Consider the following 23,922-nt stretch of genomic DNA (forward strand, 5'->3'; position numbering starts at 1 on the left):
ACGCGATCACGCCAAGCATGATTCCGCCAGGCAGATCATGCGTCCGGACCGGTCAAGTCCAGCATGGATTAACGCCCGAGCCCACCGGACGGATACCAGACAATCCGAAAGGGGCGCTGTTATATTGCCAACACCGATTCTGCCGCTCCTCCGCCCATGGCACGCCCGTTTGCATTGGTTGCGTTGATTGCGTTGGCCACTTCCCTGCACGGTTGCGCAGGCGCTCCCTCCATTGGTCTGTTCGGGGCGTATTTCCCGCTCTGGCTGTTGAGTGCGCTGGCTGGCATTGCTGGCGCCGTCGTGGCCTGGCGGGTATTCATCGCAACGGGACTGGTTGAAACGGTCCCGTTTCAACTGCTGGTCAACACAGCGATTGGCCTGATGATTGCCGAAATCGTCTGGCTGATCGGGTCGGGACACATTCCATGAAAATGGCTGGCACCCCCCGTCGTCCCCTGCGCGGGAAACTGATCGCGCTGGCTATCGTAATGCTGGCCGTTCTCCTGTCCGTCTACGCCTGGCAACGCACGGCACGCTATCCATCCTCCGACGATGCTTCGCTGGACGCCGATATGGTGCACGTGGCATCGCCCGTGGGTGGCCGCATCGCCCGCATCCTGGTCACGGAAAACCAGCACGTAAAAAAGGGCGAGGTCCTGTTTGAAATCGATCCGGTGCCTTACCGGCTGGCCGTGGAGCAGGCCCAGGCAGATCTGGCCCTTGCGCAGGCCACGCTGGGCACGCGCCGGCGGGCCATTGGCAGTGAGCAGGCCACCGCATCGGTGGCGTCCGAGCAAATCGCCCGCGCGGAGCAGAACTACGCGCTGACGGTGCGCACGGTGGAGCGCCTGCGCCCACTGGCCGCCGATGGCTACGTACCGAAGCAGCAATTGGACCAGGCCGAGGTGGCCAGGCGCGATGCGGCGGTATCACTCAAGCAGGCACAGACACAGCGGGCCGGTACGGCGCAGGCGGTAGGCAAGGATGACGATGCAATCGCCACTGTGCGTGCCCGCGAGGCCGCATTGGCCATCGTGCTGCGCGCACTCGACGACACCGTGGTCCGCGCGCCGCACGATGGCCGTATCAGTGGGCTGAACGTGTTGTCGGGCGAAGTGGTCCTCCCCAACCAGTCCCTGTTCCTGCTCGTGCATACCGGCGAATGGTTTGCCGTCGCCAACTTCCGCGAAACCCAGCTTGCCGATATCCATATCGACGATTGCGCCACGGTCTATTCGATGATCGATCGCCGCCACGCATTGCGCGGTACCGTGGAAGGCATCGGCGTGGGCATTACCGATACCGACCGGATCAATCTGCCGCGTGCGCTGCCCTATGTGCAGCCCTCGGTGAACTGGGTGCGCGTGGCGCGCCGTTTTCCGGTACGGATCAAGCTCGATGAACCGCCCGAGAGTCTCGCGCGGGTAGGTGCCAGTGCAACCGTAGAGGTGCGCCATGGCGCCGCCTGCCGCTGAACCATTGCGTCGCCGCCCGCGTGACCTGGTCGCGCTGCTCGCACCATTCCCGGGACGCACTGCCGCTACGACCCGCATCGCAGCGGCCAGCACGCTGACGGTACTGATTTCGGCGATTTACGGCACCCCCGAAGCCGCCATCTCCGCCTACGTGATCTTCTTCATCAATCGCGCGGACCGCACCAGCAGCATCGTGATGAGCGTGGCGGCGCTGGTACTGGTCAGCATCATCATTGGCCTGGTGATCCTGCTGGCGGATTTCACCGTCGATAACCCGATGCTGCGCGTGGCATGCATGGCTCTGGTGTCAGCCGCGCTGTTGTTCCTGACTTCGGCCAGCAAGCTTCGCCCGATCGGTGCCATCCTCGCCATGATCATCGGCTTCGGGCTCGACGAGCTTGGACTCGTTCCCGCCGGCGAACTCGCCACGCGCGCGCTGTTGTACGCGTGGCTGATGGTGGCGATTCCCATTGGCGCAAATGTCGTGGTCAACCTCGCCATGGGACCGTCGCCACGCCGCCTTGCTTGTGATCGATTGGCGCAATGCCTGCGCGTGGCAGCGCAAGTATTGCGTGCAGGTCATGCGCGCTCCGATGTGCCCCCTGATGGCGTGCAGCCCGTGGCCGGCTGGCTGAAGCTCGCCAGGCTGGAAGGCACCGTCAACGCTGCGGATTTTCGGGCGCTGCAACAGGCGGCGACATCGACGACGGCCATCCTGATGGCTGTCGATGTGAGCGGCCGGGAACCGGCTGCGCAGTTGCCGCATGGGTTTGCGATGCCGATGGCCGATACGGTTGATGCCATGGCGAGCATGCTGGAGAAGGGCGGGTATCCCGTGGAGATTGAAGTGGTGATGCCAGACGCCAGCCTGCTGACGCCGGTGCAGCAATCCATCGTCGCGGCATTGCGCTCGGCCATCGAGGGCTATGCAGAAGGTATCGAAGAGAAGTCTCCCGCTTCACTACAGGCCGAAAAAACCGGCGGTTTCCTCGATGCCGACGCCTTCACGAATCGGTCCCACATCCACTACGCGCTCAAGACCACGGGCGCCGCCATGTTCTGCTACGTGCTCTATCAGCAGTTGAACTGGCCGGGTATTCACACGTGCTTCATCACGTGCTATCTGGTGTCGCTCGGCACCATGGCGGAGACCGTAGAGAAACTGACGCTACGCCTGACTGGCTGTCTGGTGGGCGCGGTCGCCGGCACGGCGGCCATCGTCTACGTGGTGCCCGAGTTGACCTCGGTGGGTGGACTGCTGACGCTGGTGTTCGTGGGAACGTGGCTGTCGGCATGGGTCGCGCAGGGATCGCCGCGCATTGCCTATGCAGGCTTCCAGATCGCGTTCGCGTTCTACCTCTGCGTGATTCAGGGCGCGGGACCCGGCTTCGACCTGACCATAGCGCGCGACCGTGTCATCGGCATCATCATCGGCAATCTGGTGGTCTACCTCGTGTTCACGCGGATCTGGCCCGTCAGTATCGCCTCGCGTATCGAGACAGGTTTCGTCGCCTTGCTGCGCCAGTGGCAGCAACTCGTTGATGCACGTCCGTCGAGCGCACGGCGTCAGCACGCTATCGCTGCGCTCGCCCTGCAGGGGAGTGTCGCGCAGGATCTTCAACTGGCGCGATACGAGCCGGCTTCGGTCGGCCCCGGTACGGACTGGATCGAAGATCGGCGCAAACAACTAAGTGTGCTCGATGCCATCGCCGGCCCTTTGTTCTTGCTGGCGGAACGATATCCCGGCGATCCGGCCATTGCGGATCGGCTTCGCCGTTTGCAATCGATGGATGCACCAATCCCAACCACTGGTCATACGGCGTCACCATCCGGCGACGACACGCATTCGGTGCTGCTCGCCATGGTCGATCGATCGTTATCCAGACATTCTCCAGGCGATACCTACTCATCTTCACCCCATGCGCAAACCTGAGCTGCTGGCGCTTTCGATGATCGTTCTGGCCTTGAGCGGATGCGCGACATCCTCGCTCGATCTCGCGCCGCCGCAACCGGATCGTCCGTGGCAACCCACGACAACGGCCACTGGCGAAATCGTCGCGGGCGCTCCTGCGAAAGCGGCGCCGCAAGACAAACCTTCCCGTTACACGCTACCGGCCAATAGCGCACTGGCCACGATTGCCCCTCCATCGCAGCTCGACCCGACGCACGCCTATTCGCTGCCCGAACTGATCGATCTGGCGGAATCGTCGAATCCGCTGACGCGTATCGCGTGGAACGATGCGCGCAATGCGGCACTGGCCGCCGGCATCGCGCGTAGCAGCTACCTGCCGCATATTTCGGCGGCGGCGATGGGCGGCTATCAGAACGGGCACTTGTCCACGCCAACGCCTCTGGGGCAGGCGGGTGCCGATGGGTCGCACCATGGCGCGGTATCGGTGCTGTCGCTGCAATGGTTGCTGTTCGATTTCGGCGAAAGGGCTGGCATCGTGGAGGCGGCGGAGCAAACCACGGTTGCGGCCAATATCGCGTTCACGGCGTTGCACCAGCGCATCATCCACGATGTCAGCGTGGCGTACTACCGGTTCCAGGCAGCCCGCTCGCGTTCGGCCACCGTCGAGCAGGCCATGAGCAATGCCGATGCGGTGCTTGTTGCAGCCAAGGCGCGCTTCGATCGCGGACTAGGCACGGTAGTGGAAGTTGCTCAGGCCACCCAGAACCGGGCGCAAACCAATCTGGCGATGGTGCAGGCTCAGGGCGCCCAGACCGACGCCTATCTCGGGTTGATCACTGCGATTGGCATCTCGCCGCTATCGAAGCCACGCATCGCGGAGATGCCCGTGCGGACACTGTCTCCTGCGCTGAGAAACTCCGTCGAGCAGATCGTCGAGAACGCGATTGCGCAGCGACCGGACGTGTTGGGTGCATACGCGGTGGAGCGCGCCAATCAGGCGCGGGTGAGGGCGGCCGAAGCGGCGTTCCTGCCGAAGGTGTTTGTATCCGGCTTCGTTTCGTATGCATCGGGCGGCTCGGCGATTACCGCGATTCCCCCAGTCGGCCAGCAGCCACCGACGGTCAACCTCAACGGCTATCGCTACGGCAACAGCGTGTTCCTGGGCGTGACCGTACCGATCTATGACGGTGGCCTGCGCTCGGCAACGCTGGCGCAGGCGCGTAACGATGTGGACAGTGCCTCGGCAAGACTGACGCGTGCCAAGGAGGAATCGGTACGACAGGTAGTGGTCAGCCAGAGCGCGCTGGAAACAAGCCTGGCAGCGTACGACGCCGCCCGCGCATTGGCCGACGCTGCGCAAACCACCTACAACGCCGCATTCGCGGCATATCGGAAGGGCGTGGGCACCATCACGGAAACCAACCTCGCGCAAAACCAGCTACTGCTGGCACGCAACGCATCGGCCGACGCCTACAGCGGCGCGCTCGCTGCCGCGGCGGGACTGGCACTGGCGACGGGCTCGATAGGGAACGGGCGGTAGGGGTGTGCCGCGTTTGCGGCGTTGCGTTTACAGCTTCTCGGTAGCGAGCTTGGCGCCCAAGCTCACAAACATCGCTCCCATCAGCTTCGTCATCCAGGCGGAAATGGTTGGACTACGTCGAAGGATCGCGGTCATCTTGGACGCGACGAAAACGTAGATGACGCTGGTCGCGATACCCACCATGTTGCCCGTCACACCAAGAACAACGAGTTGGGTCATCGCATCGGAATCCTGTGCGCTCACGAACTGAGGAAGCAACGCAATGTAGAACAACGCGACCTTGGGATTCAATACATCGCTGAGAAATCCCTGCCAGAAGATGCGTCGTAGCACAGTTTTCTGAAGGCCAACGTCCTCCGGAAGAGCGAATCCGCCCTTGGCCCTTATGGCTGTCCATCCGAGATAGATGAGATACGCAGCACCTGCAAATTTCACTACAGCAAATGCTGTCGCAGATGCCAGGATCAACGCAGACAATCCGGTGATTGCGGCGAGCAAATGGACGTACGCGCCGAGATTGATACCCAATGCCGCACTCAAGCCAGCCGCGCGTCCTTTGGCGACCGTCTGGCCCAAAAGGAAGAGCATGTCAGGTCCGGGCACAAGGCAGAGCACCACGCTGGCGCCGATAAACAGCATGTAGGTGTGGATACTCACGGCACACTTCCCCCCCGAACCGGAACAGATGCCAATGTAGCAAACGTATCGCGGAAGCGGACGCCCATGAAGAGGGGTATGGCAAAACACAGCGTATGCGAAATGCCTTCGTCCTTTGCTATGCGCTCCCCTCTCCCATGTCAGTGGGAGAGGGGTGGGGGAGAGGGCATGCGCTTCAATTTGCGACGTGTTGGTGATTGCACCGCTAGCCCTCTCCCCCAGCCCCTCTCCCGCGTTGCGGGAGAGGGGAGACCACACGCTGTATTGATCCCGCCTGCGTCACGCAGGCAGATGACAGACCGCCTCGATATTATGGCCATCCGGATCGAGCACGAATGCACCGTAGTAGTCAGGGTGATAGTGCGCCCGGATACCAGGGCCACCGTTGTCGCGGCCGCCGGCCGCAATGGCAGCCTGATAGAACGCATCGACCATCGCCCGGCTATCCACCCGAAACGCCACATGAATCGGCGGCTGGTTCGGCGTACCCCGGCTGATCCAGAACTCCGGCTTCGCCGGCGGCCCGAAACCCGCCACATCCGTATGCCCGGTCACGCTGGCCGGTATCTCCATGACCTTGACCATGCCGATGGCACCCAGCGCCGCCGCATAGAACGCAAGACTCTTCACATAGTCACTGACTGATATGCCGGTGTGGTCGATCATGGGGTACTCCTTGGTGGGGGGATGATCTAAACGCTTCTCAGCGCCAGGAATGTGCCATTCGGCTGGTGGAAGATGATGCCGTCCACCTCGTCGGACGGGCGCCGGAATTCCACGCGAAACCCTTTCACTTCGCCAAGTTCGAATGTCCTGCCGTCGAGAGGCAGCAATCGGTGGGTCTGCTGCTTGCCGATTTGCAATATGAGGTTGCCGGCGGCGTCGAGACTGACTTGAATCTCTTGCGACCCATGTGAATAAGTGCCCGTGCAAAGCGCGAGAAACCTTGAATCCGTGACATCGCCTGCGGCGACGCGACGAAAAACGATATCGGCAACCATCGGTTCCAGGGGTGCCGAGAGCCGGTCGATCGCACCTTCGCGGTTGTAGCCAAACATCAAGGGCAATTCGTCGGGGTGAATCTCCGATGGCTTGCGCGTGGTCGTGAAGACATCGTAGTGACGGTGGTGAAGCGAGCATGACATCCCACGCCAGCGCCATGTCAACGTGTCGCCTTCATTGCCAATTTGCATGCGACCGTAGGCGGGATGCTCGTACGCACCCGCATACTCGTGAAGCGCGTGGCTCGGTGTGGTTTCGGTCCGGCGACTTTGTTCGCTTGCAGTGCCGTCCACCGACCGCTGCGCCGTTCGCTTCCGGCGCATGTCACTGAAGCGGCCATGCCAGTCGATTGGCTCGAAGCCGCACAAGCGATCCAGTGCGGTATGGGTCAGCAACTCCGTAGCGACGCTTGCAGCATGATTGGTCAATACCGCCACGGCGATACGACGCTCCGGAAGCATGGTCATTAGCGTTCCCCAACCCACCCAACTTCCTGAATGCGTGATCATCCGCTCGCCGCGATATTGACCTGAGGCGAGGCCCATTCCATAGTGGACCTCGCCCATTTCCGCCAGCGAAGAGCGCCCCATATGGACACGCGGGGTGGACATCTCCCGGATGACATTCGCTGACAGGAGCTGTCTGCCATCGACGGCTCCGTCGCTCATCAAACAGCGCATCCATCGGGCGAGATCGGCAATCGATGCGTTCAGGCCGCCCGCAGGCAGGACGCGGATTGGCGTCAGGCTCGCGCGTACGGTCTGATCTTTCTCTTCGATGTGGGGATGTGCGTGGTCCGGAGCGTCAGCCAACGCCTCGATGGACAGGCTGAAATGCCGGAAGCCCAGCGGATGCAGCAGACGCTCGGTAATGAAGGCGTCCCAGCGCATGCCCGTGATGCGTTCCGCGATGTGCCCGGCCACGAGATACGCGAGATTCTGATACTGATAGGTGTCACGGAGATCGCGATTCGGTTCCAGATGCCGCAGTGCAGCCAGAATCTCCTGGGTCGAAAGATCGCCCGGCGAATGGATCCAGTCGTGTCGGGGCAATCCACTATGGTGGCAAAGGAGATCACGTACGGTCACGCGCTCGGTTGCCACCGCATCGAACAGACGAAACTCCGGAAGGTATTCGCGCGCAGGCCGCGTCCAGTCGAGCTTTCCTTCGTCCACCAGCAATCCCAGTCCTGCCGCCGTGAAGGACTTCGTGAGCGAGCACAGCAGGAACTGCGTGTTGGCTGTCACTGGCGATGCGAATCCACGTCGCGGACGCCATAGCCTTTCAGCAGCATCGTCTCCTGACCCTTGATCACGGCAAGCGCGAGGCCCGGCACTTGCCACTCGGCCATCGTCGCTTCCACAAGCCCATCGAAGTCTTCCAACATTCGAACGCTCCTTCCCGAACCGGCAAAGACGCCAAATGTAGCAAACGTATTGGACGAGTGGGCTCCCATGAAATGGGGTGTGGCCGCGCTGTCACACAAGGACTCGTGTTCCAAGCTGGCTTTTGGCCCTTTCACTCCGACCGTCGCGCCAACAACCATTCCCGCAGCACCCGCACAGCGGGCGCGTCCATACGCTCGCGGCGGCGCACCAGGTAGTAGCCACGTTGCGACGGCAGCGATGGACGATTCAGTTGCACGACACGTCCTTCGCGCAGACTGTCAGCGCACGCGTAGTTCGGCGCCAGCGCCGCGCCCAGCCCGGCCTCGGCAGCCTTGAGCGCAAACGTCACGAGGTTGTACTCCGTGCCGCCGGGCAGCGGAAGCTCGATCCCATCATCGAGGTCGCGCAGATAGCTCGCCCACGAACTCGGCGCAGTGGTGTGGTACAGCAATGGGAGGGCGGCGATGCGCGCCGCTGACATCGGCAGTCGACCGGACACGAGTTCACGCGATGCCACAGGCAGGGTGCGGACGCTGTGCAAGAGGTCGGCATGCTCGTCGTCGAGACCGTTTTCCGCAAAGACGATGGCCGCATCGAGCCCCGCATCGCGCAGCGATACGGCCCCGATATGATTGGCGACGTGAATGCGAATCTCGGGATGCGCGGCCGCAAAGCCGCACAGGCGCGGCATCACCCATAGCAGGCCGAACGTGTTCGGCACGGACAGGCGCACTTCGCGCATGCGCTGGGCGGCACCGGAGGTGGCGACGGTTGCCGCTTCCAGCTGATCGAGCAGGGGACGGATACGCGCGAGGTAAGCGGCGCCCTCGTCGTTCAGTGTCAGCCGTGCGTTATTGCGGTCGAACAGCGCTGTGCCCAGAAAGCCTTCCAGATCCAGAAGCTGCTTGCTGACCGCGCCTTGGCTGAGGCCCAGTTCATCTGCCGCCGCCGTCACGCTGCCACGACGCGCGATGGTCTCGAACGTGTTCAGGTTCACCACGGAGGGAATGTGACGCCGGGCAGGATGTTTCATGTCATCAAAAAAAGGAATGGATGCTTGCCGAAACTTCGATATACATCGACATGTGCGTGGGCGCACCATAGCGCGTTCCTACAGAGTTTGCACGCCCCGAGAGGTTGACGATGACGACATCCCCGAGACACAAAGCCATTGAATTTCTTAAAGCCGGAGCGATTGCGGCCGTGATGCTGACGGCCGGTGCCGCACAGGCCGCCGATTGGCCAGCCGGCAAGCCCATCACGCTGATCGTGCCAGCCGCAGCGGGCAGCACACCCGACCAGTCGAGCCGCAAGCTGGCGCAATACCTGGGTGAAAAACTCGGCACTTCCGTAGTGGTGGACAACCGCCCCGGCGCGGCGGGCAGCATCGCCATGCAGACACTGGTGCGCAGCAAGCCGGACGGCTACACCATTGGCTTCGGCAACATCGTGACGATGGCGATCAACCGCAGCCTGCTGGCGCGTCCTGGCTATGACGCGGACAAGGATCTTGTACCCGTGAGTGCGACTACGACCGTGCCGAACATCCTGGCGGTCAATGCAGGATTGCCGATCCGCAGCGTCAAGGAACTGATTGACTACGCACGCAAGAACCCCGGAAAGCTGACGATGGGCTCGGGCGGTAATGGCACTACCAGTCACCTCAGTGGCGAAATGCTTCGGGATCAGGCGCATATCGACTTCCGCCATATTCCCTACCGGGGCGCTCCGCAGGCGCAGATCGATGTCATCAGCGGCCAGGTGGATTTCATGTTCGACAACGTGCCGTCGATCCTTTCCGCGGTGCAGGGCAACAAGCTGCGCGCCATTGCCGTGACCAGCAAGTCGCGACTGCCGGTACTGCCGAACGTGCCGACGATGGATGAATCCGGGCTGCCCGGTTTCGAGGTCAACGCATGGGGCGGCATCGTGGCGCCCGCCGGTACGCCGCGCCCCGTGGTAGAGCGTCTTAACCGCGAGATCAATGCGTATCTGCAACTGCCCGCGACGCGCAAGGATGCCGAGCAGAACGGTTCGGTCGTGGTGGGTGGATCGCCCGAGGCGTTCGCGCAGATGATTGCGAAAGAAAGCCGCAAATGGGGCGATCTGATCCGCAAGGCCAATATCAAACTCGACTGATCGGGAGTTCACCATGTTCGATTTGATATTGCGCGGCGGCGATGTGATCGATGGCACCGGTGCTGCGCGCTACCGTGCCGATGTGGCAGTGCAGGGCGGAGAGATCGTCTTCATTGGCGATGCCGTGGGCCAGCGCGCCCATCGCGACCTTGACGTAGCCGGGATGGTAGTTGCGCCGGGCTTTATCGACAGCCATGCGCACGATGACCGTGCCGTGCTGGAGATGCCAGGCATGGCGCCGAAGATTTCGCAAGGCGTGACCACGGTGGTGAACGGTAACTGCGGCATCAGCCTGGCACCGTACAAGCAGAGTGGCGGCGATCCGCCGTTGCCGCTGCGTACCGTCGATCCGCAATGGCGCTTCGCGGCGTTCGGCCATTATCTCGATGCACTCGATGCCACGCCTGCTGCGGTCAACGTCGCTTCGCTGGTTGGTCATACTGCGTTACGTGCCGTGCATCAGGCAGACCTGGATCGTCCCGCCACGGAAGCGGAAGTCGAGGCGATGCGACAAGCCGCCAATGCCGCGCTGGAGCAGGGCGCGATCGGCATGTCCACGGGCACGTTCTATCCGCCTGCAGCCTCGGCACCCACCGAGGAAATCATTGGCGTGGGCCGCGACCTGAAACAGTTCGGTGGCGTCTATGCCACGCATATGCGCACCGAAGGCGACGGTGTGATCGAAGCCATCGAGGAATCGGCGCAGATTGCACGCGCGCTCGATGTCCGGCTGGTGATTTCGCATCACAAGGTTATCGGTAAGCCGAACTTCGGACGCACGCGCGAAACGTTGGCACGCATCGGTGAACTGGGGCGCAGCCAGAAAATTTGTCTGGATTGCTATCCGTACACGGCGTCGTCGTCCCTGCTGCGCGCGGAGCGACTGGCCATCAGCGATGAAATCCTGATCACGTACTCACGTTCGGAGCCGAAGAGCGCGGGCCGCAAGCTGTCGGATCTGGCGCAGGAATGGCAATGCTCGCGCGCCGAGGCGCTGGCCCGCGTGATGCCCGGCATGGGCATGTACTTCTTCATGGACGAAGGCGACGTACAGCGCGTGCTGGCGTATCGCGACACGATGATCGGCTCCGACGGCATACCGTCGGACGACTATCCACATCCGCGCCTGTGGGGCACGTTCACGCGTCTGCTGGGGCACTACAGCCGCGATCTTGGGTTGCTGACGCTGGAGCAGACCGTACACAAGATGACGGGCATGACCGCGCATGCGTTCGGGCTGGCGGGGCGCGGCGAGATTCGCGAAGGGCATGCCGCCGATATCACCGTGTTCGATCCGCGCACGGTGAAAGACGTGGCGACCTATCTCGATCCGCGGCAACCGTCCGCCGGTATCGCCCGCGTATTTGTGAACGGGCAGGCGGTATGGGAGCACGGCGCCGCAACGGGCATACGACCCGGACAAAGCCTGCGGCGCCGCGCTCGCAACACGACCTCAACCAGCTAGCGCGGCGTCCAGCGCAGCCTGTAGAACGGCACCATCGAGGTCCTGCCCGATCAGCACCACACGCGTACCCTTCGGCTCTTCGGCCCGCCATGCGCGGTCGAAGTAGCTGTCGAAGCGTTGGCCCACGCCATGCAGCACCAGCCGCATCGGCTTGCCGGGCAGTTCGGCGAAACCCTTCACACGATAAATCGTGTGGTTGCCCACCAGCTTCTGCAGCGCGGCGATCAGCGCGTCACGATCGACAGTGCCAGCTTCCACGACCACGGAGTCGAACTCGTCGTGATGGTGATCGGCGTGATCCGGATCATCGGCGTTGCCATGGTGATCCACGCGCAGATGGATCGTGTCTTCCGACGCGCGATTGAGACCCAGCAGGCTGTTCACATCGAGCGAACCGGCCTGCGCCGGGACGATCTTCACTTCCGCAGGAATCTCCGGACGCACCAGTGCTTCGACGGCGGCGATCTGCGCAGCGTCCATCATGTCGATCTTGTTCAGGATCACCAGATCGGCGCTGGCAAGCTGATCTTCGAACAGCTCGTGCAGCGGCGATTCATGATCGAGGTTCGGATCGGCGCGGCGTTGTTCGTCCACTGCGACGGGATTCGCTGCGAACTGACCGGCTGCGGCAGCGGGACCATCGACCACGGTCACCACGGAATCCACGGTAAAAGCATTGCGGATGCTGGGCCAATGGAACGCCTGCACCAGCGGCTTGGGCAATGCCAGACCCGACGTCTCTATCAGCACATGATCGATCTGGTCGCGACGCTCCAGCAACTGCTCCATGACGGGGAAGAACTCTTCCTGCACCGTGCAGCACAGGCAGCCGTTGGCCAGTTCATAGAGTTGGCCCGTAGGTTCGCCCGCATCGTCGCAGCCGATGCCGCAGCCCTTGAGAATCTCGCCGTCGATACCCAGTTCGCCGAACTCGTTGACGATCACGGCGATGCGGCGACCGTTGGCGTTATCCAGGATATGGCGCAGCAGGGTGGTCTTGCCGCTGCCGAGAAAGCCGGTGACGATGGTTGCAGGGATTTTCGAGGTTTGCATGGAATTGCCCTCTCTGGGCCTCAGAAATAGAAGTTAGCGGACAGCTCCGCCGAACGCGGACGTCCCAGCAGCCACTGCTGGCCGCCATTCGAAAACGACTCCGCGTAGTCGCGGTTGAACAGGTTATAGACGCGCAGCGTCAATGCTACCTGCTTCGATACGCGCCATGACAGCGCAGTATCGACGGTGGTATAGCTTGGCACGCGTACCCGGTTGGCGGTATCGGCGTAACGGCCGCCCACGTAACGCAGGCCCGCGCCGAGCGTCCACTGCGGCACGAAATTCCACGTCAGCCACGCATTGGCGGCCTGCTGCGGCACGCTGGTCGGCACGTTGCCGGCGCGTGACACCGAGACGCCGCCCACCGCTTCGTTGAAATCGTCATAGCGCGCGCGTAGCACCGTGCCGTTGACGTCGAGGCGCAGGCCACGCAGCACTTCCACGCTGGCCGATGCTTCCAGCCCGCGCGACGACTGCTCGCCTACCTGCTGCGTGATCGTCGGATTCACGGGATCGCGCGAGAGCAGATCTTTCTTGCGAATCTCGTAGGCCGCAAACGTCCATTCGCCGCGATTGCCCCAGAACGCCTGTTTCACGCCCACTTCCACCTGCTTGCCCGTGGCAAGGTTGAAGTTGCGCTGCGCATCGCTCGTGGTGATCAGCGCGCCCAACGGATCGGTGGCCGTCGCGTATTGCGCGTAGACCGAGACGCTCGGCGTGAACTGATACACCGTGCCCACGCGCCAAGTGGTGTTGGCGAAGGTCTTCTCCCAACCGGTGTTGGCGATCAGATCGGTGCGATACAGCTTGGCATGATCGAAACGCACGCCACCGATGACAGACCACTGCGGCGTGAACGCGATGCGGTGTTCGCCAAACAGCGCGTATTGCGTGGTGTTGGAGCGCGTGCGCGGCGACGTCACGATGCCCGGCGGGCTGAAGAACATCCCCGGATCGAAGTCGTACGCATTGACCGTGGAGCTGCCACCGTATGGCGAGTTGTTCGAATGCGTGAAGTTGATCTTGTTGATGTCGAAGCCGACGGTCGTGGCGTTATCGAGACCGAACACCTTGCTCTTGACCGTCATGTCCGCACGGTTGCCCACCTGTTCCTGGTCATGCAGGATTTCGAGGTAGTCGCCCCGGCGCACCTGCGAGGTGGCCGGCAGGTACGTATAACTCTCGCTGTCGCGCCAGTGGCGATGGCTGGTCAGGTAGTAGAACTGGTTGCGCACCGTGACGCGATCGTTCGGCGTCCATTCGGCATTCAGGCGCGTCCAGCGGTCCCGGTAGCTGATTTCCGCATCGCCGACGTTGTAGTTTTTCTTGCGCAGCGAAGTGTCCAGGCTGCCGTTGACCAGCGGCGTGCCGAGGTACTGCTGCGGATGCTGCGTGCCATCGTCATAGGACAGCGTCAGGTTGAAATCCGGATTCACATCGAGACGCACCGATGCCGATACCATCAGGTTGTTCGAATCGCCGCGATCCACCCATCCCGCCGAGCGGTTGTAGGCCGTGGCAAAGCGGTACGAGAGGTTGTCATTCACTTTGCCGCCACTGTCGAACGCGACGCGTGCGGTTTTCTCGGTGCCGCCCGCGATCTGCAGTTCGTTCTCGATGGGGCCGCGAATCGGTTTCTTCTGCACCACGTTGACCACGCCGCCGATGGCGCCTTCGCCATACATGACCGATGCGGGGCCGCGCAGCACTTCGATGCGATCGACGGACCACGTATCGAACGGGAACGTCACCGTGCCCGATGCCACGTACATGCGCGTGCCGTCGAGCAACTGCATGACCGAGCCCTGGCCCGCGAAACCGCGTGCGGCCAGTGCCGTGCCGCCGTTGCCAGGTGCCGGGTTGGCCGTGATACCGGTGGCGCGGGTCACGGCCTCGCGTACGGATTGGTCGCCCCGCGCGCGGATGGTTTCACCGCTCAATACTTCCACGCTGGCCGGTGTTTCCAGCGGCGTCAGGCCAAGGCGGCTGCCCGTGAACTCGGGTTTCGACAGAGACAGTCCCGGCAATGCGGTCTCGCTGACCGTGACGGCGGGCAGGGTCTTGTTGTCGGACTCGGATGCGGATTCCTGTGCGAACGCGCAGGGAATGTTGAAACTGGCGACAGTGCCGACGGAGGCAACAGATGCGACGAGCGCACGCGAGCGCCGTCCACGCGCGGTACGCGACGAGAATTCAGCCGTGCGCGAGCGGCCAGCGGGATGCGCAGACAGGTTGTATTTCATCGTGAAGCCGGACGACCCCGTCCGGACAATAGGTGTCGATGATGACAACAGGCCGGTATCCGGGCTCGCAGGCTGGAAACTGATGTTTCCGGGACACCATCGCCTTCCCGCGGCAGTGAAGCTGCCACAGTGACCGTCGATCCGACAAACTCAGGATCGACTTGATGGTTCCCAAACCTGCTTACCGTTGCGGGGGCAGCACAGGCTTCGCCGCGAAGGGCGGCATTCCTGTTTCCCGTTTAACCCATGAATGACTCACAGGCACCTGCATCACGTACGGCACGCAAGGGGTGCGTGCCGCGGGCCGCATTTTACTCCTATTGTTTGCTCCCCTCTCCCGCCATGCGGGAGAGGGGAGCAACACCGGCCCGCCAACCGCGTTAGGCTGCGGCGGCTTCCTCGCGCATGCGGCGCGCTTCGTCGCGCAGGAACTGCTGGTAATCGTCCAGGTCGCCGTCGAAAGGCTCGACCCCGCCCTTGGTCACCAGCCAGAACTCGTCGCACACGGCGCGCAGCAGGGCGCGATCGTGGCTGACCAGCATCACCGTGCCTTCGAATTCATTGAGCGCCATGCCGAGGGCTTCGCGGGTGGACAGGTCCAGGTGGTTGGTCGGTTCGTCGAGCAGCAGCAGGTTGGGGCGCTGCCACACGATCATGCAGAGCACCAGCCGCGCCTTTTCTCCGCCGCTCATCGTGCCCACGGCCTGGTGCACCATGTCGCCACTGAAATTGAAGGAGCCCAGGAAGGTGCGCAGCGCTTGCTCGCCACCGCTCTGGCCGGGGGCGCGCAGATGCGGCGGCGTGTCCTTGGCCAGGCGAATCATGTGCTCCATCGGCGTGTCCAGCGGCCGCAGCACGTCCAGCTCCTGCTGCGCGAAGTAGCCGATATTCAGGCCCTTGCCTTCGCTGATCTCGCCGGTAATGGGTTGCAGCGCGTGCGCCACCGTCTTCACCAGCGTGGACTTGCCCTGGCCATTGGCACCGAGAATGCCGATGCGCTGCCCGGCCAGCACGGAGCGGTTGATGCCCTTGACGATGACGGTGGGTGGCGTGCCCGGCTGCGCTTCCTCCGGCGCCGGATAGCCGAAGCTCGCATCGAGCATCGACAGCAACGGGTTGGGGATATTGAGCGGTTCCTTGAATTCGAACGTGAACTCCGCATCGGCCAGCACCGGCGCGATCTTCTCCATGCGTTCGAGCGCCTTGACCCGGCTCTGCGCCTGCTTGGCCTTCGACGCCTTGGCCTTGAAGCGGTCGATGAACTTCTGCAGGTGCGCGATCTTTTCCGCCTGCTTGGCCACGGCGGCCTGCTGCAGCACAAGCTGCTCGGCGCGCATGTCTTCGAACTTGCTGTAGTTGCCGCCGTAGCGCACCAGTTGCTGGTTATCGACGTGCACGGTTACCTGCGTCACTGCATCGAGGAATTCGCGATCGTGGCTGATTACGACCATCGTGCCCTGATACCGCTTGAGCCACGCTTCCAGCCAGACCAGGGCGTCGAGGTCCAGGTGGTTGGTGGGTTCGTCGAGCAGCAGCAGATCGGACGGGCACATCAGGGCACGCGCCAGTTGCAGCCGCATGCGCCAGCCGCCGGAGAAGCTGTTCACCGGCTGGCTGAGTTGCGCCGCGCTGAAGCCCAGGCCCAGGATCAGCGCCTGCGCACGCGCGGGCGCGTCGTGCGCGCCGGCATCGTGCAAGGCCATGTAGGCGTGCGCCATGCGCATGCCATCGTCGCTGGCCTCGGCCTCGGCCACTTCTTGCTGCGCGGCCAGCAACACGGTGTCACCTTCCACCACGAAATCGGTCGCGCTCTGCTCGGTCTCGGGCATGTCCTGCGCAACCTGGCCCATTTTCCAGGACGGCGGAATCGAGAATTCGCCGCTGTCTTCATGCAGCGTGCCATTCAGCAGGCCGAAAAAGGACGATTTGCCGGCGCCATTGCGGCCAACGAGCCCAATTTTTTCGCCAGGGTTGAAAGTGACGGACGCGCGGTCGAGCACGACATTGACGCCACGGCGCAGCGTGACATTACGGACGGAAATCATAGGAGCGGCTTCGGAGAGGACACGCATGATAGCCGACCAGGCGGTGCAGGGCTGTGTCTTTCTGGCAGGAGACCTCTGCCGCCCACCCATCGACACCCCAGAAAAAGCGTCGCTAGCCGCACTCCGATGCCACAACGCATGGCGTCGCACGCTACAAAAAAACGCCGCGCGTCTCGTGAACGCGCGGCGTATGGAACACCACAAGTACTGACTATCCGCCGGAGCGCGACGGGTAAGCCGGGATCCGTCAGTGGATCAGTAGTCCCACTGCACCGGCACGAAGCGGAACTTCTTGCCATCCTTGGCAACGTGTCCGATCGACGGGAAGGCCACGTGTGCGGCGGCCAGCATCGAGCCCGTTTCGGCGGCTTCGTTCAGCAGCGCGATACGGACTTCCGTGGCCACTTCGGGTTCGTGTTCGAAGCCGTTTTGCCAATCGGGATTGTGGAAGCCCACTTCGAAGATCGCGTCGCCCACGAACGTCAGCTTCTCGCCCTTGGATGCCACGTCCACCACGCAGTGACCCGGCGTATGGCCTCCGGTCACGCGTGCTGACACACCCGCAGCCACTTCCACGGTCTGGTCGAACTGGACGATGTTCTCGCTGTAGAGCTGCACGAACGTATTGGCGGCCTTGCGCAGCGCGGGCGGCACCGCTTCCGGCATCACCGTCTTGCTGAAGTCCGGGTTCTTCCAGAACTCCACTTCCGCGGCTGCCACGTGGATGCGCACGTCAGGACGCAGCTTGGCCTTGACGCCGTCGTTGTTCAGGCCGCCCACGTGGTCCATGTGCATGTGCGTGATCACGATGTCGGTGATGGCAGCCAGGTCGATCCCCGCCGTCTCCAGGCGCATCACCGAGCGGCCGGCACGCGAGAAGTATTCGAAGCCGTCGCCCACGCCCGAGTCCACCAGGATCAGGCGGTCGCCGCTGCGTACCAGGGCGATGTTCAGCGCCCAGTCGAACATGTCACGTTGCAGGAAGCGATCGTCGAACCATTGGTTGCGGTCCGATTCGGACACGTTGGTAGACATGGTGGAGGTCGGCAGCGGCAGGACGCCATCGCTGATCAGCACGACATCGACATCGCCCACGCGCACGGCGTAGCGGGAAGACACGAGTTCGCCAGCACTTTCCTTGCCAAGGGCGGCGATCACCGGCTGCACATTGCGGGTTGTTTCGGTCATTTTCAGGTCCTGTTCATCAAGTGGGGTAACCCGCGCTCGGCGGCGGGGTGCGATCCGCTTCATTGCGCGGACATCCTCTCCTCGACAGTCGCGGCGGCTTTCTTTGAAGCTTGTGCAGCTATCGTTGGAACGGATTGTAGGCAGGCAGGACGTGCGCCAGTAGACGCGTGGAAGCGCTCAGCATGTTGAACGGAAGGCAACAATCACCGGAGGGAACGGACCCCGGCGCGCTTCACCTTCTCGCGGCCTCGGCAGGACCGATGCTGACGATCTGTAGGGAAGGCGAGCCGTCGCGGATCACAGGCCATCAGTCCGTGGCGCCGCACACGATGCGCCAAATTTTTCTATCGGATGCGTATTCGCGAGCATCGCATGCTACGTAGACGCCGGTCGGGGAGGGATTTTGGAAGCAAGTTCCGGTGCCTTCGTCGTAGCATTTCTATCCTTCTGAAGGATGAACGATGAGCACGGACACTCTGCGGTATTTCGACTATGCGGCCACTACACCGGCGGACCCCCGGGTCATGGAGGCCATGTTCCACTGCCTGGGGCCCGCTGGCGTATTCGGAAACCCTGCGTCGAACACCCACGCGGCAGGGCTGAAGGCAAGGGACGCAGTCGAACAGGCCCGTGCAAAGGTAGCCGCGCTCATTGGTGCGGAGCCATCCGAGATTGTCTGGACGTCCGGTGCGACAGAGTCGAACAACCTCGCACTCAAGGGCTTTTTCGACAGCGAGCCGACGCGCCGCCATCTGGTGACCAGCAAGCTTGAGCACAAGGCCATTCTCGATACGGCGTCGCACCTGGAGCAGCTCGGCGTGTCCGTTTCCTACCTCACGCCGGACCCATCGGGCGAGATTTCGCCGGCCGCTGTCAAGGCGGCTTGCAGCCATCACACCGGCCTCGTCTCGCTGATGATGGTGAACAACGAGATCGGCACCCTCACCAATATTGCCGAGATCTCGCAGATCGTTCACGCCGCCGGGGCGCTGCTTCACGTGGATGCGGCGCAAGCTGCCGGCAAGACCGCGATTGACGTGAAGGCGATGGGCATCGACCTGTTGTCGATGTCGGCTCACAAGTTCTATGGCCCGAAAGGCATCGGCGCGCTCTATGTGAGTCGCCAGGCGGCATCGCGCATCGCCTGCCAGATGCACGGCGGCGGACATGAGCAGGGGCTGCGATCTGGCACCCTTCCCACGCACCAGATCGTCGGTATGGGAACGGCTTGCGAGCTGGCGCGTACCGAGATGGCATCGGACAACGCACGCATCGCGCAACTCGGCGAACGCTTGCTGAACGGCGTGCGAGCGTTGGGGGGTGTAACGCAGAACGTCAGTGCCGCGACCCGCATCCCGCATACACTCAGCCTGACTGTGGAACTGCCCCGTTTTCTGCCGAGCATGCTGTCCGACGATCTGGCCATTTCTTCAACGTCGGCCTGCAATTCGGCGGCCGGCAAAGCGTCGCACGTGTTGACGGGCGTCGGTCTGGATGACGATGCCGCGGCGCGCACGGTCCGCCTGAGCCTTGGACGCTTCACCACGGCGGAAGACGTGGATTTTGCAATCGATTGCTTCCGCAAAGCGATGGAACGCTGCAGGGATGTGGGCGCGGGCCTGCCGGGCATGCAGATCAGGCAACTCTCGGATGACATGAGCGTGGCGCCGCAGTTAAGCGAAGCCGACGTGCGCGCGGCGCATGCGCTGGGGTTCCGTTCCATCGTCTGCAACCGGCACGATGGCGAGGCTGCCGGGCAGGTCCAGTTCGAATCAATCGCGGAGGTGGCCAGCTCGCTTGGCATGGCCGCGCACTACCTGCCCGTCAAATCCGGCGATGTCACGGCGGAAGCTGCCACTGCCTTCGGCGTGCTGATGGCCGAACTGCCGAAGCCCATCCTTGCGTACTGCCGCACAGGAACCCGGTCGGCCACGCTGTGGCATATGGCTGGCGCCGGGCAAGGCTGACGGGGCGGCAGGGGACTAGCCGGCGTTCTCGGTAGGGGATTTCTGCCGCCGGTTGCGCAGATGCCGTGCACCGGCAGCTTCGGCTTCCGTGACATGACCGGCAGCGGACCCATCCAGCGCCAGCCTCGCGGCGCCTTCCACCACCGCATCCCAATACCGGATGCCGCGGCACCACATGGAAAGCGCTGCACGAATTTCCTCCTCGCTCATGCGCAGCGAATCCTTCTGCAAAAGAAGGTCCTCGAGCATGCCGACCTTGAGGGGCACTTTGGGAGCTGGCTTCTTGGGAAAAGCGAGAGGGAACTGCTTCTGCAATCGTCCGAGCAGAACCACCGTCGGATCCACGTCATTCTTGGGTGAACGCGTGGTTGCCGGCGCCTTGGGAGGCCTGGAGGCGCGCGACTTGCCGCGCCGCGTCTCCTGGGCAGGGTCTGCCACTTTGGCCTCGGCGGCTGCGCCCGTCTTCGGCGATGGCGTCTTTCGTTGCTGGCCTTGCTCGCGAGCCTTCGCTGCGAGGAGCGCCTTCAAATCTGCTAGTTGTTCGAAACCCATAAGTCACTACCCGTGGAAACTGCGCGCCATTGTAACTGGGTCGGTCCTGCACCTGGAGGACGATGCGTCCATTCAGGTGGAAGCCGGCAAATCGACCAGCAACTTTCCGGCCGGCGACAACGTATCGCGAAGTCGCGCGAGCAGATGGCGTTAGGCCCAGAATACACACGCGAACACGTTTCATGCTGCGGCTCACCACTGTGGATTCAGCGCATGGATGCAACGATTCTCGCAAGCGTTTCGCACGCGGCATCGAGGTTGTCGAGGCGCAGGTTCGTCGTGCTGAGTAGCAGGCCCTGTTGCGCGTGACTGCGGCGAAGGTACCAGGCCGAGAGGGCTGAAGGCGCGAGGCCGCGCGAGCGGGCAATGTCGACGACAGCGGTGTCGTTGGCGGTCGGTGGAAGCGGTGCGATCAGGCCAAGGCCCGCAGTCAGCGTGCCAGGCAGGAACGCGTTGAGACGGTCCAGCGCAAGACTGCGGCGCCTGGCATAGAGCGTCTTCATCCGGCGCAGGTGCCGCAGAAAGTGCCCACCCTTCAGAAACTCCGTGACTGCCAACTGGGTGGTCCGGTTCGGAGCCGGCGCCAACACGGCAGCGACCTCGACCAAACGCTCTGCTACCGAGTGCGGGGCGACGACGAAACCGAGACCCAGCGCCGGGCTGATCGTCTTGCTGAACGCGCCTATATGAACCACGCGCTCCGCGCCTTCACCCGCCGCAAGGGCCGGTGCTGCCCGGCCGTCGATCTGTAGCTCTCCCAGATAGTCGTCTTCGATGATCCAGGCGTTCTTTGTCGTTGCCCAGTCGAGCAAGGCGTGTCTTCTTGCCGGCGACAGGGTCACGCCAAGCGGTGCGTGCTGGCCGGGGGAGACCAGCGCCAACAGGGCGTCTGGCGCGCTGGCGATGCCATCTTCCACGCGCAGGCCCTCGGCATCTACGGGGACGGGTTCCACTTCGGCCCCCATCAGTTCCAGCGCGCGCCTTCCGAGCGGGTAACCTGGCTCCTCTATCCACGCCTTGCGCCCGTGCGCGCGCAGTGCCGTCAGCGCAATCATCAGGCCCTGCCGGTATCCGCTGGTGACGATGATCTGATCGGGATGGCATTGCACGTGCCGGCTGACGGCCAGATAGCTGGCGATCTGGGCCCGTAACCCGGGCTCCCCGCGTGGATCGGCGTAGGTCGTGAACGTGATGGCATCGGTGCGTACGGCACGTGTGCGCAGGCGGGCCCAGAGTTTGGCGGGAAACGCGTCATCGGCGGGTACGCCCATCTGGAACGGCAGCGGAGCGCTCGAATACGGGCGAGTGAACCCTGCCAACGGCCCGTCGAGTGGCGATTCCTCGTCGGCTCGCCCGGCCAGCAACCGCGCGCATACGCGGGTGCCTGCGGAGCCGGCGCCGAGCACCAGGTTCTCGGCAATCAACCGATCGTAGACCACGCGGATGGTGCCGCGCGCGACACCGAGCTGCGTCGCGAGATCCCGGCCAGACGGCAAACGCTGGCCGGATGCCAGCCGACCGTCGACGATTGCCTGTCGCAGGCTCGCATGGATCTGGTCGCCGATGGGCACGGCTGTGGCACGGTCCACCTGGATGGAAAGCGTAGCGGGCGCATTCGGGTCGGTCATGTTGGATCAGTCGTTTTGGCAGTTTTTGGGTCTGTTGCTCCAATGCCCGGCGGAGTAACGTGGCTTTATGACATGTTCCGCGCCCGGCGTCGATATACGGACCGTGCGCCCTGACTGCTCTTTACGTCCCTCAACGACAGGAAAGGACCGAGATGACCCGCTTGAACTGGCAAGACATCGCACCTGACGGCGCGAAGGCACTATTTGGTATCCACCACTATGTAACCAGGAAGACGAACCTGCCGGAAGAACTTGTCCACCTTGTGTTTCTTCGCGTTTCGCAGATCAACGGCTGCGCCCACTGCATCGACATGCACAGCCGCGATCTTCGGAAAACCATGTCGATCGACAAGATCACGTTAATACCGGTCTGGGATGAGGTGCACCATCTGTTCTCCGACCAGGAACGCGCCGCGCTGGCCTGGGCAGAGGAAGTGACCCGCGTCAGCGAAACGCATGCCTCGGATGAAGCGTATGCCGCGGCCTCGGCAGCATTCACGCCCAAAGACCTCGTCGACTTAACGATCACGATCGCCGCAATGAATGCGTTCAACCGACTCGGTGCGCCGTTTCGGCTGCCTGTTGCCGCCGAGGCGTGAGCTGGCTTCGAGATGCACACGAGAAATGATGGATATTGGGCGGATCAACGTATCTCCTCAGCAAGTTGATTTCAGCGCCCGACGTATTTGCTCGACAACGAGGGCTTCGATATCCCCCTCGTTTGAACCCGGGGAGAAAACTGCGCAGCAGGCCGCGGCTTCACCAACGGCGCCACGGTAGACCGCCATCACGCTTCCGGGTCCACATCCGGTATGTCCGGTGAGGGTCAGGCCGCCATTAACAACGCCTCGCATAAGACCCAAGGCGTATCCTGGCGAAATCCAGGGGCGCCCGGCAATCGGGCCACCCAGGCCCCGGGTCTCCTGCATATCCCGAAGCAAGTTGGCGGGAAGAAGCTCTCCTGCGAGCAGACGATCCAGGAGAAGAGCGGCTTGTGAAATGGGCCCGATCAGCAATCCGTGATAGACCCAGGAAGGGTCGTATTTCAAGGAATTGCCGAGGTAATCCTGGTGGGGATCCGTGCGCTCCGTGGCAAAGCGGGCCGTCGAGATATCGAGAGGCGCCAAGACCTGCCGCCTGACGGCTTCGTCCAGCGGCAGGTCTGTCGCAGATTCGATGAGCCTTACTACGAGCATGTAGCCAACATTCGAGTAGCGCCAGCCAGCGCCGGGTGCGTATCGAAGCTGGTGGCCGTCAAGACGGCGCATCATCTCCGCCGGTGACCATGCGGCTTCATGGTTCGCAACGGCAGCGTGGTACTCGGGAAGCTCGCCATAGTCTGCTAGGCCAGCCTCGTGCCGCAGGAGTTGGCGCAAGGTGAACGCTTTCTCGGGAAGTAAAGCATCCAGATCGAGCAGCCGGTCACGCACCAGTGTCAGAGCTGTCGCGGCCAATACTGTTTTAGTAAAACTCCACCATGGTACGGCGGGTTCAAATTGCCCAGGAGACGGTAGCGATTGGCCGTTGGAGATAATAGAGATCAGCATTGAGGACATCAAGCGGATGTGGCGGGGTGGTACTAGACCGTAGAGTTGGCAAGATACTCCATTCACCGGTAGCGTAGTTTTCAATGAAAGCGCCAGCCTTTCACCTTGGGCTGGCGTGCGA

General features: G+C 62.8%; 20 protein-coding genes and 1 riboswitch. Of the genes, 8 read left to right on the top strand and 12 right to left on the bottom strand.

The window, feature by feature from the left end:
- Window positions 1–156: 156 nt before the first annotated feature.
- Genes GA566_RS19185 through GA566_RS19200 form a run of 4 tightly spaced genes read left to right on the top strand, consistent with a single transcriptional unit; the run spans window position 157 to window position 4,927 of the window.
- Entirely contained in the window at window positions 157–429 is a 273-nt protein-coding gene (locus GA566_RS19185) for a hypothetical protein (protein ID WP_137925184.1), read from the top strand.
- Window positions 426–1,475 (top strand): multidrug transporter subunit MdtN, encoded by a 1,050-nt coding sequence (gene mdtN, locus GA566_RS19190; RefSeq protein ID WP_160473703.1) that lies wholly within the window; start codon window positions 426–428, stop codon window positions 1,473–1,475. Before GA566_RS19185 ends, mdtN begins: the two co-directional genes overlap by 4 nt.
- A complete protein-coding gene (locus tag GA566_RS19195) occupies window positions 1,456–3,408 on the top strand; it encodes an FUSC family protein (protein ID WP_160473704.1) in 1,953 nt (650 codons plus the stop codon). Before mdtN ends, GA566_RS19195 begins: the two co-directional genes overlap by 20 nt.
- Window positions 3,395–4,927, top strand: a complete 1,533-nt coding sequence (locus GA566_RS19200; protein ID WP_160473705.1) for a TolC family protein — start codon at window positions 3,395–3,397, stop codon at window positions 4,925–4,927. The genes GA566_RS19195 and GA566_RS19200 overlap by 14 nt, the downstream gene beginning before the upstream one ends.
- 27 nt (window positions 4,928–4,954) lie before the next feature.
- On the opposite strand, the gene GA566_RS19205 is transcribed toward GA566_RS19200, so the two are convergent.
- The 5 genes from GA566_RS19205 to GA566_RS19220 all read right to left on the bottom strand — a co-directional run bounded on the left by GA566_RS19205 (window position 4,955) and on the right by GA566_RS19220 (window position 9,007).
- On the bottom strand, window positions 4,955–5,584 hold the full coding sequence (locus GA566_RS19205) for a LysE family translocator (RefSeq protein WP_160473706.1): 630 nt from the start codon (window positions 5,582–5,584) through the stop codon (window positions 4,955–4,957).
- A gap of 279 nt (window positions 5,585–5,863) precedes the next feature.
- Window positions 5,864–6,250 carry a VOC family protein gene (locus GA566_RS19210; protein ID WP_160473707.1) on the bottom strand — a complete coding sequence of 129 codons (387 nt, stop codon included), beginning with the start codon at window positions 6,248–6,250 and terminating at the stop codon, window positions 5,864–5,866.
- A gap of 26 nt (window positions 6,251–6,276) precedes the next feature.
- Window positions 6,277–7,833: a serine hydrolase gene (locus GA566_RS19215; RefSeq protein WP_370459327.1), complete on the bottom strand. Its 1,557-nt coding sequence runs from the start codon at window positions 7,831–7,833 to the stop codon at window positions 6,277–6,279.
- A complete protein-coding gene (locus GA566_RS33280; protein WP_237380489.1) occupies window positions 7,830–7,973 on the bottom strand; it encodes a serine hydrolase in 144 nt (47 codons plus the stop codon). Before GA566_RS33280 ends, GA566_RS19215 begins: the two co-directional genes overlap by 4 nt.
- 131 nt (window positions 7,974–8,104) lie before the next feature.
- Window positions 8,105–9,007, bottom strand: coding sequence for a LysR substrate-binding domain-containing protein (locus GA566_RS19220; protein WP_160473708.1), 903 nt, complete (start codon window positions 9,005–9,007; stop codon window positions 8,105–8,107).
- Window positions 9,008–9,117: 110 nt separating this feature from the next.
- On the opposite strand from GA566_RS19220, the gene GA566_RS19225 reads away from it, so the two are divergent.
- Both GA566_RS19225 and GA566_RS19230 read left to right on the top strand, forming a co-directional pair.
- A complete protein-coding gene (locus GA566_RS19225) occupies window positions 9,118–10,113 on the top strand; it encodes a tripartite tricarboxylate transporter substrate binding protein (RefSeq protein ID WP_171020404.1) in 996 nt (331 codons plus the stop codon).
- Between the two features lie 13 nt (window positions 10,114–10,126).
- Window positions 10,127–11,578, top strand: coding sequence for an amidohydrolase family protein (locus GA566_RS19230; protein WP_160473709.1), 1,452 nt, complete (start codon window positions 10,127–10,129; stop codon window positions 11,576–11,578).
- On the opposite strand, the gene cobW is transcribed toward GA566_RS19230, so the two are convergent.
- The 4 genes from cobW to GA566_RS19250 form a co-directional block, all read right to left on the bottom strand.
- Window positions 11,567–12,631, bottom strand: a complete 1,065-nt coding sequence (gene cobW / locus GA566_RS19235) for a cobalamin biosynthesis protein CobW (RefSeq protein ID WP_160473710.1) — start codon at window positions 12,629–12,631, stop codon at window positions 11,567–11,569. The genes GA566_RS19230 and cobW overlap by 12 nt on opposite strands.
- 20 nt (window positions 12,632–12,651) lie before the next feature.
- Window positions 12,652–14,874, bottom strand: a complete 2,223-nt coding sequence (locus GA566_RS19240; RefSeq protein WP_160473711.1) for a TonB-dependent siderophore receptor — start codon at window positions 14,872–14,874, stop codon at window positions 12,652–12,654.
- 32 nt (window positions 14,875–14,906) lie between these two features.
- Window positions 14,907–15,158: riboswitch (cobalamin riboswitch) on the bottom strand.
- Between the two features lie 96 nt (window positions 15,159–15,254).
- Entirely contained in the window at window positions 15,255–16,919 is a 1,665-nt protein-coding gene (locus GA566_RS19245; protein WP_160473712.1) for an ABC-F family ATP-binding cassette domain-containing protein, read from the bottom strand.
- Window positions 16,920–17,174: 255 nt separating this feature from the next.
- Window positions 17,175–18,107, bottom strand: a complete 933-nt coding sequence (locus tag GA566_RS19250; protein WP_137925196.1) for an MBL fold metallo-hydrolase — start codon at window positions 18,105–18,107, stop codon at window positions 17,175–17,177.
- Window positions 18,108–18,568: 461 nt separating this feature from the next.
- On the opposite strand from GA566_RS19250, the gene GA566_RS19255 reads away from it, so the two are divergent.
- Window positions 18,569–20,074: an aminotransferase class V-fold PLP-dependent enzyme gene (locus GA566_RS19255; protein WP_160473713.1), complete on the top strand. Its 1,506-nt coding sequence runs from the start codon at window positions 18,569–18,571 to the stop codon at window positions 20,072–20,074.
- Between the two features lie 15 nt (window positions 20,075–20,089).
- Here GA566_RS19255 and GA566_RS19260 read toward each other — a convergent pair whose 3' ends face one another.
- Both GA566_RS19260 and GA566_RS19265 read right to left on the bottom strand, forming a co-directional pair.
- Complete coding sequence (locus GA566_RS19260; protein WP_137925198.1) at window positions 20,090–20,626, bottom strand: ProQ/FinO family protein; 537 nt, start codon at window positions 20,624–20,626, stop codon at window positions 20,090–20,092.
- A 206-nt stretch (window positions 20,627–20,832) separates the two neighbouring features.
- The gene (locus GA566_RS19265; protein WP_160473714.1) at window positions 20,833–22,254 is read right to left on the bottom strand and encodes a PLP-dependent aminotransferase family protein; all 1,422 of its coding nucleotides are present in this window, start codon (window positions 22,252–22,254) and stop codon (window positions 20,833–20,835) included.
- A 152-nt stretch (window positions 22,255–22,406) separates the two neighbouring features.
- Here GA566_RS19265 and GA566_RS19270 point away from each other — a divergent pair, with 152 nt between their 5' ends.
- Window positions 22,407–22,853 carry a carboxymuconolactone decarboxylase family protein gene (locus GA566_RS19270; RefSeq protein WP_137925200.1) on the top strand — a complete coding sequence of 149 codons (447 nt, stop codon included), beginning with the start codon at window positions 22,407–22,409 and terminating at the stop codon, window positions 22,851–22,853.
- Window positions 22,854–22,910: 57 nt separating this feature from the next.
- Here the strand turns inward: GA566_RS19270 and GA566_RS19275 are convergent, their stop codons facing one another.
- Entirely contained in the window at window positions 22,911–23,801 is an 891-nt protein-coding gene (locus GA566_RS19275; protein WP_160473715.1) for a serine hydrolase, read from the bottom strand.
- Window positions 23,802–23,922: the final 121 nt, after the last annotated feature.

Origin of the sequence: Cupriavidus sp. SW-Y-13 (assembly GCF_009793345.1) — a bacterium.
Lineage (GTDB): Bacteria > Pseudomonadota > Gammaproteobacteria > Burkholderiales > Burkholderiaceae > Cupriavidus.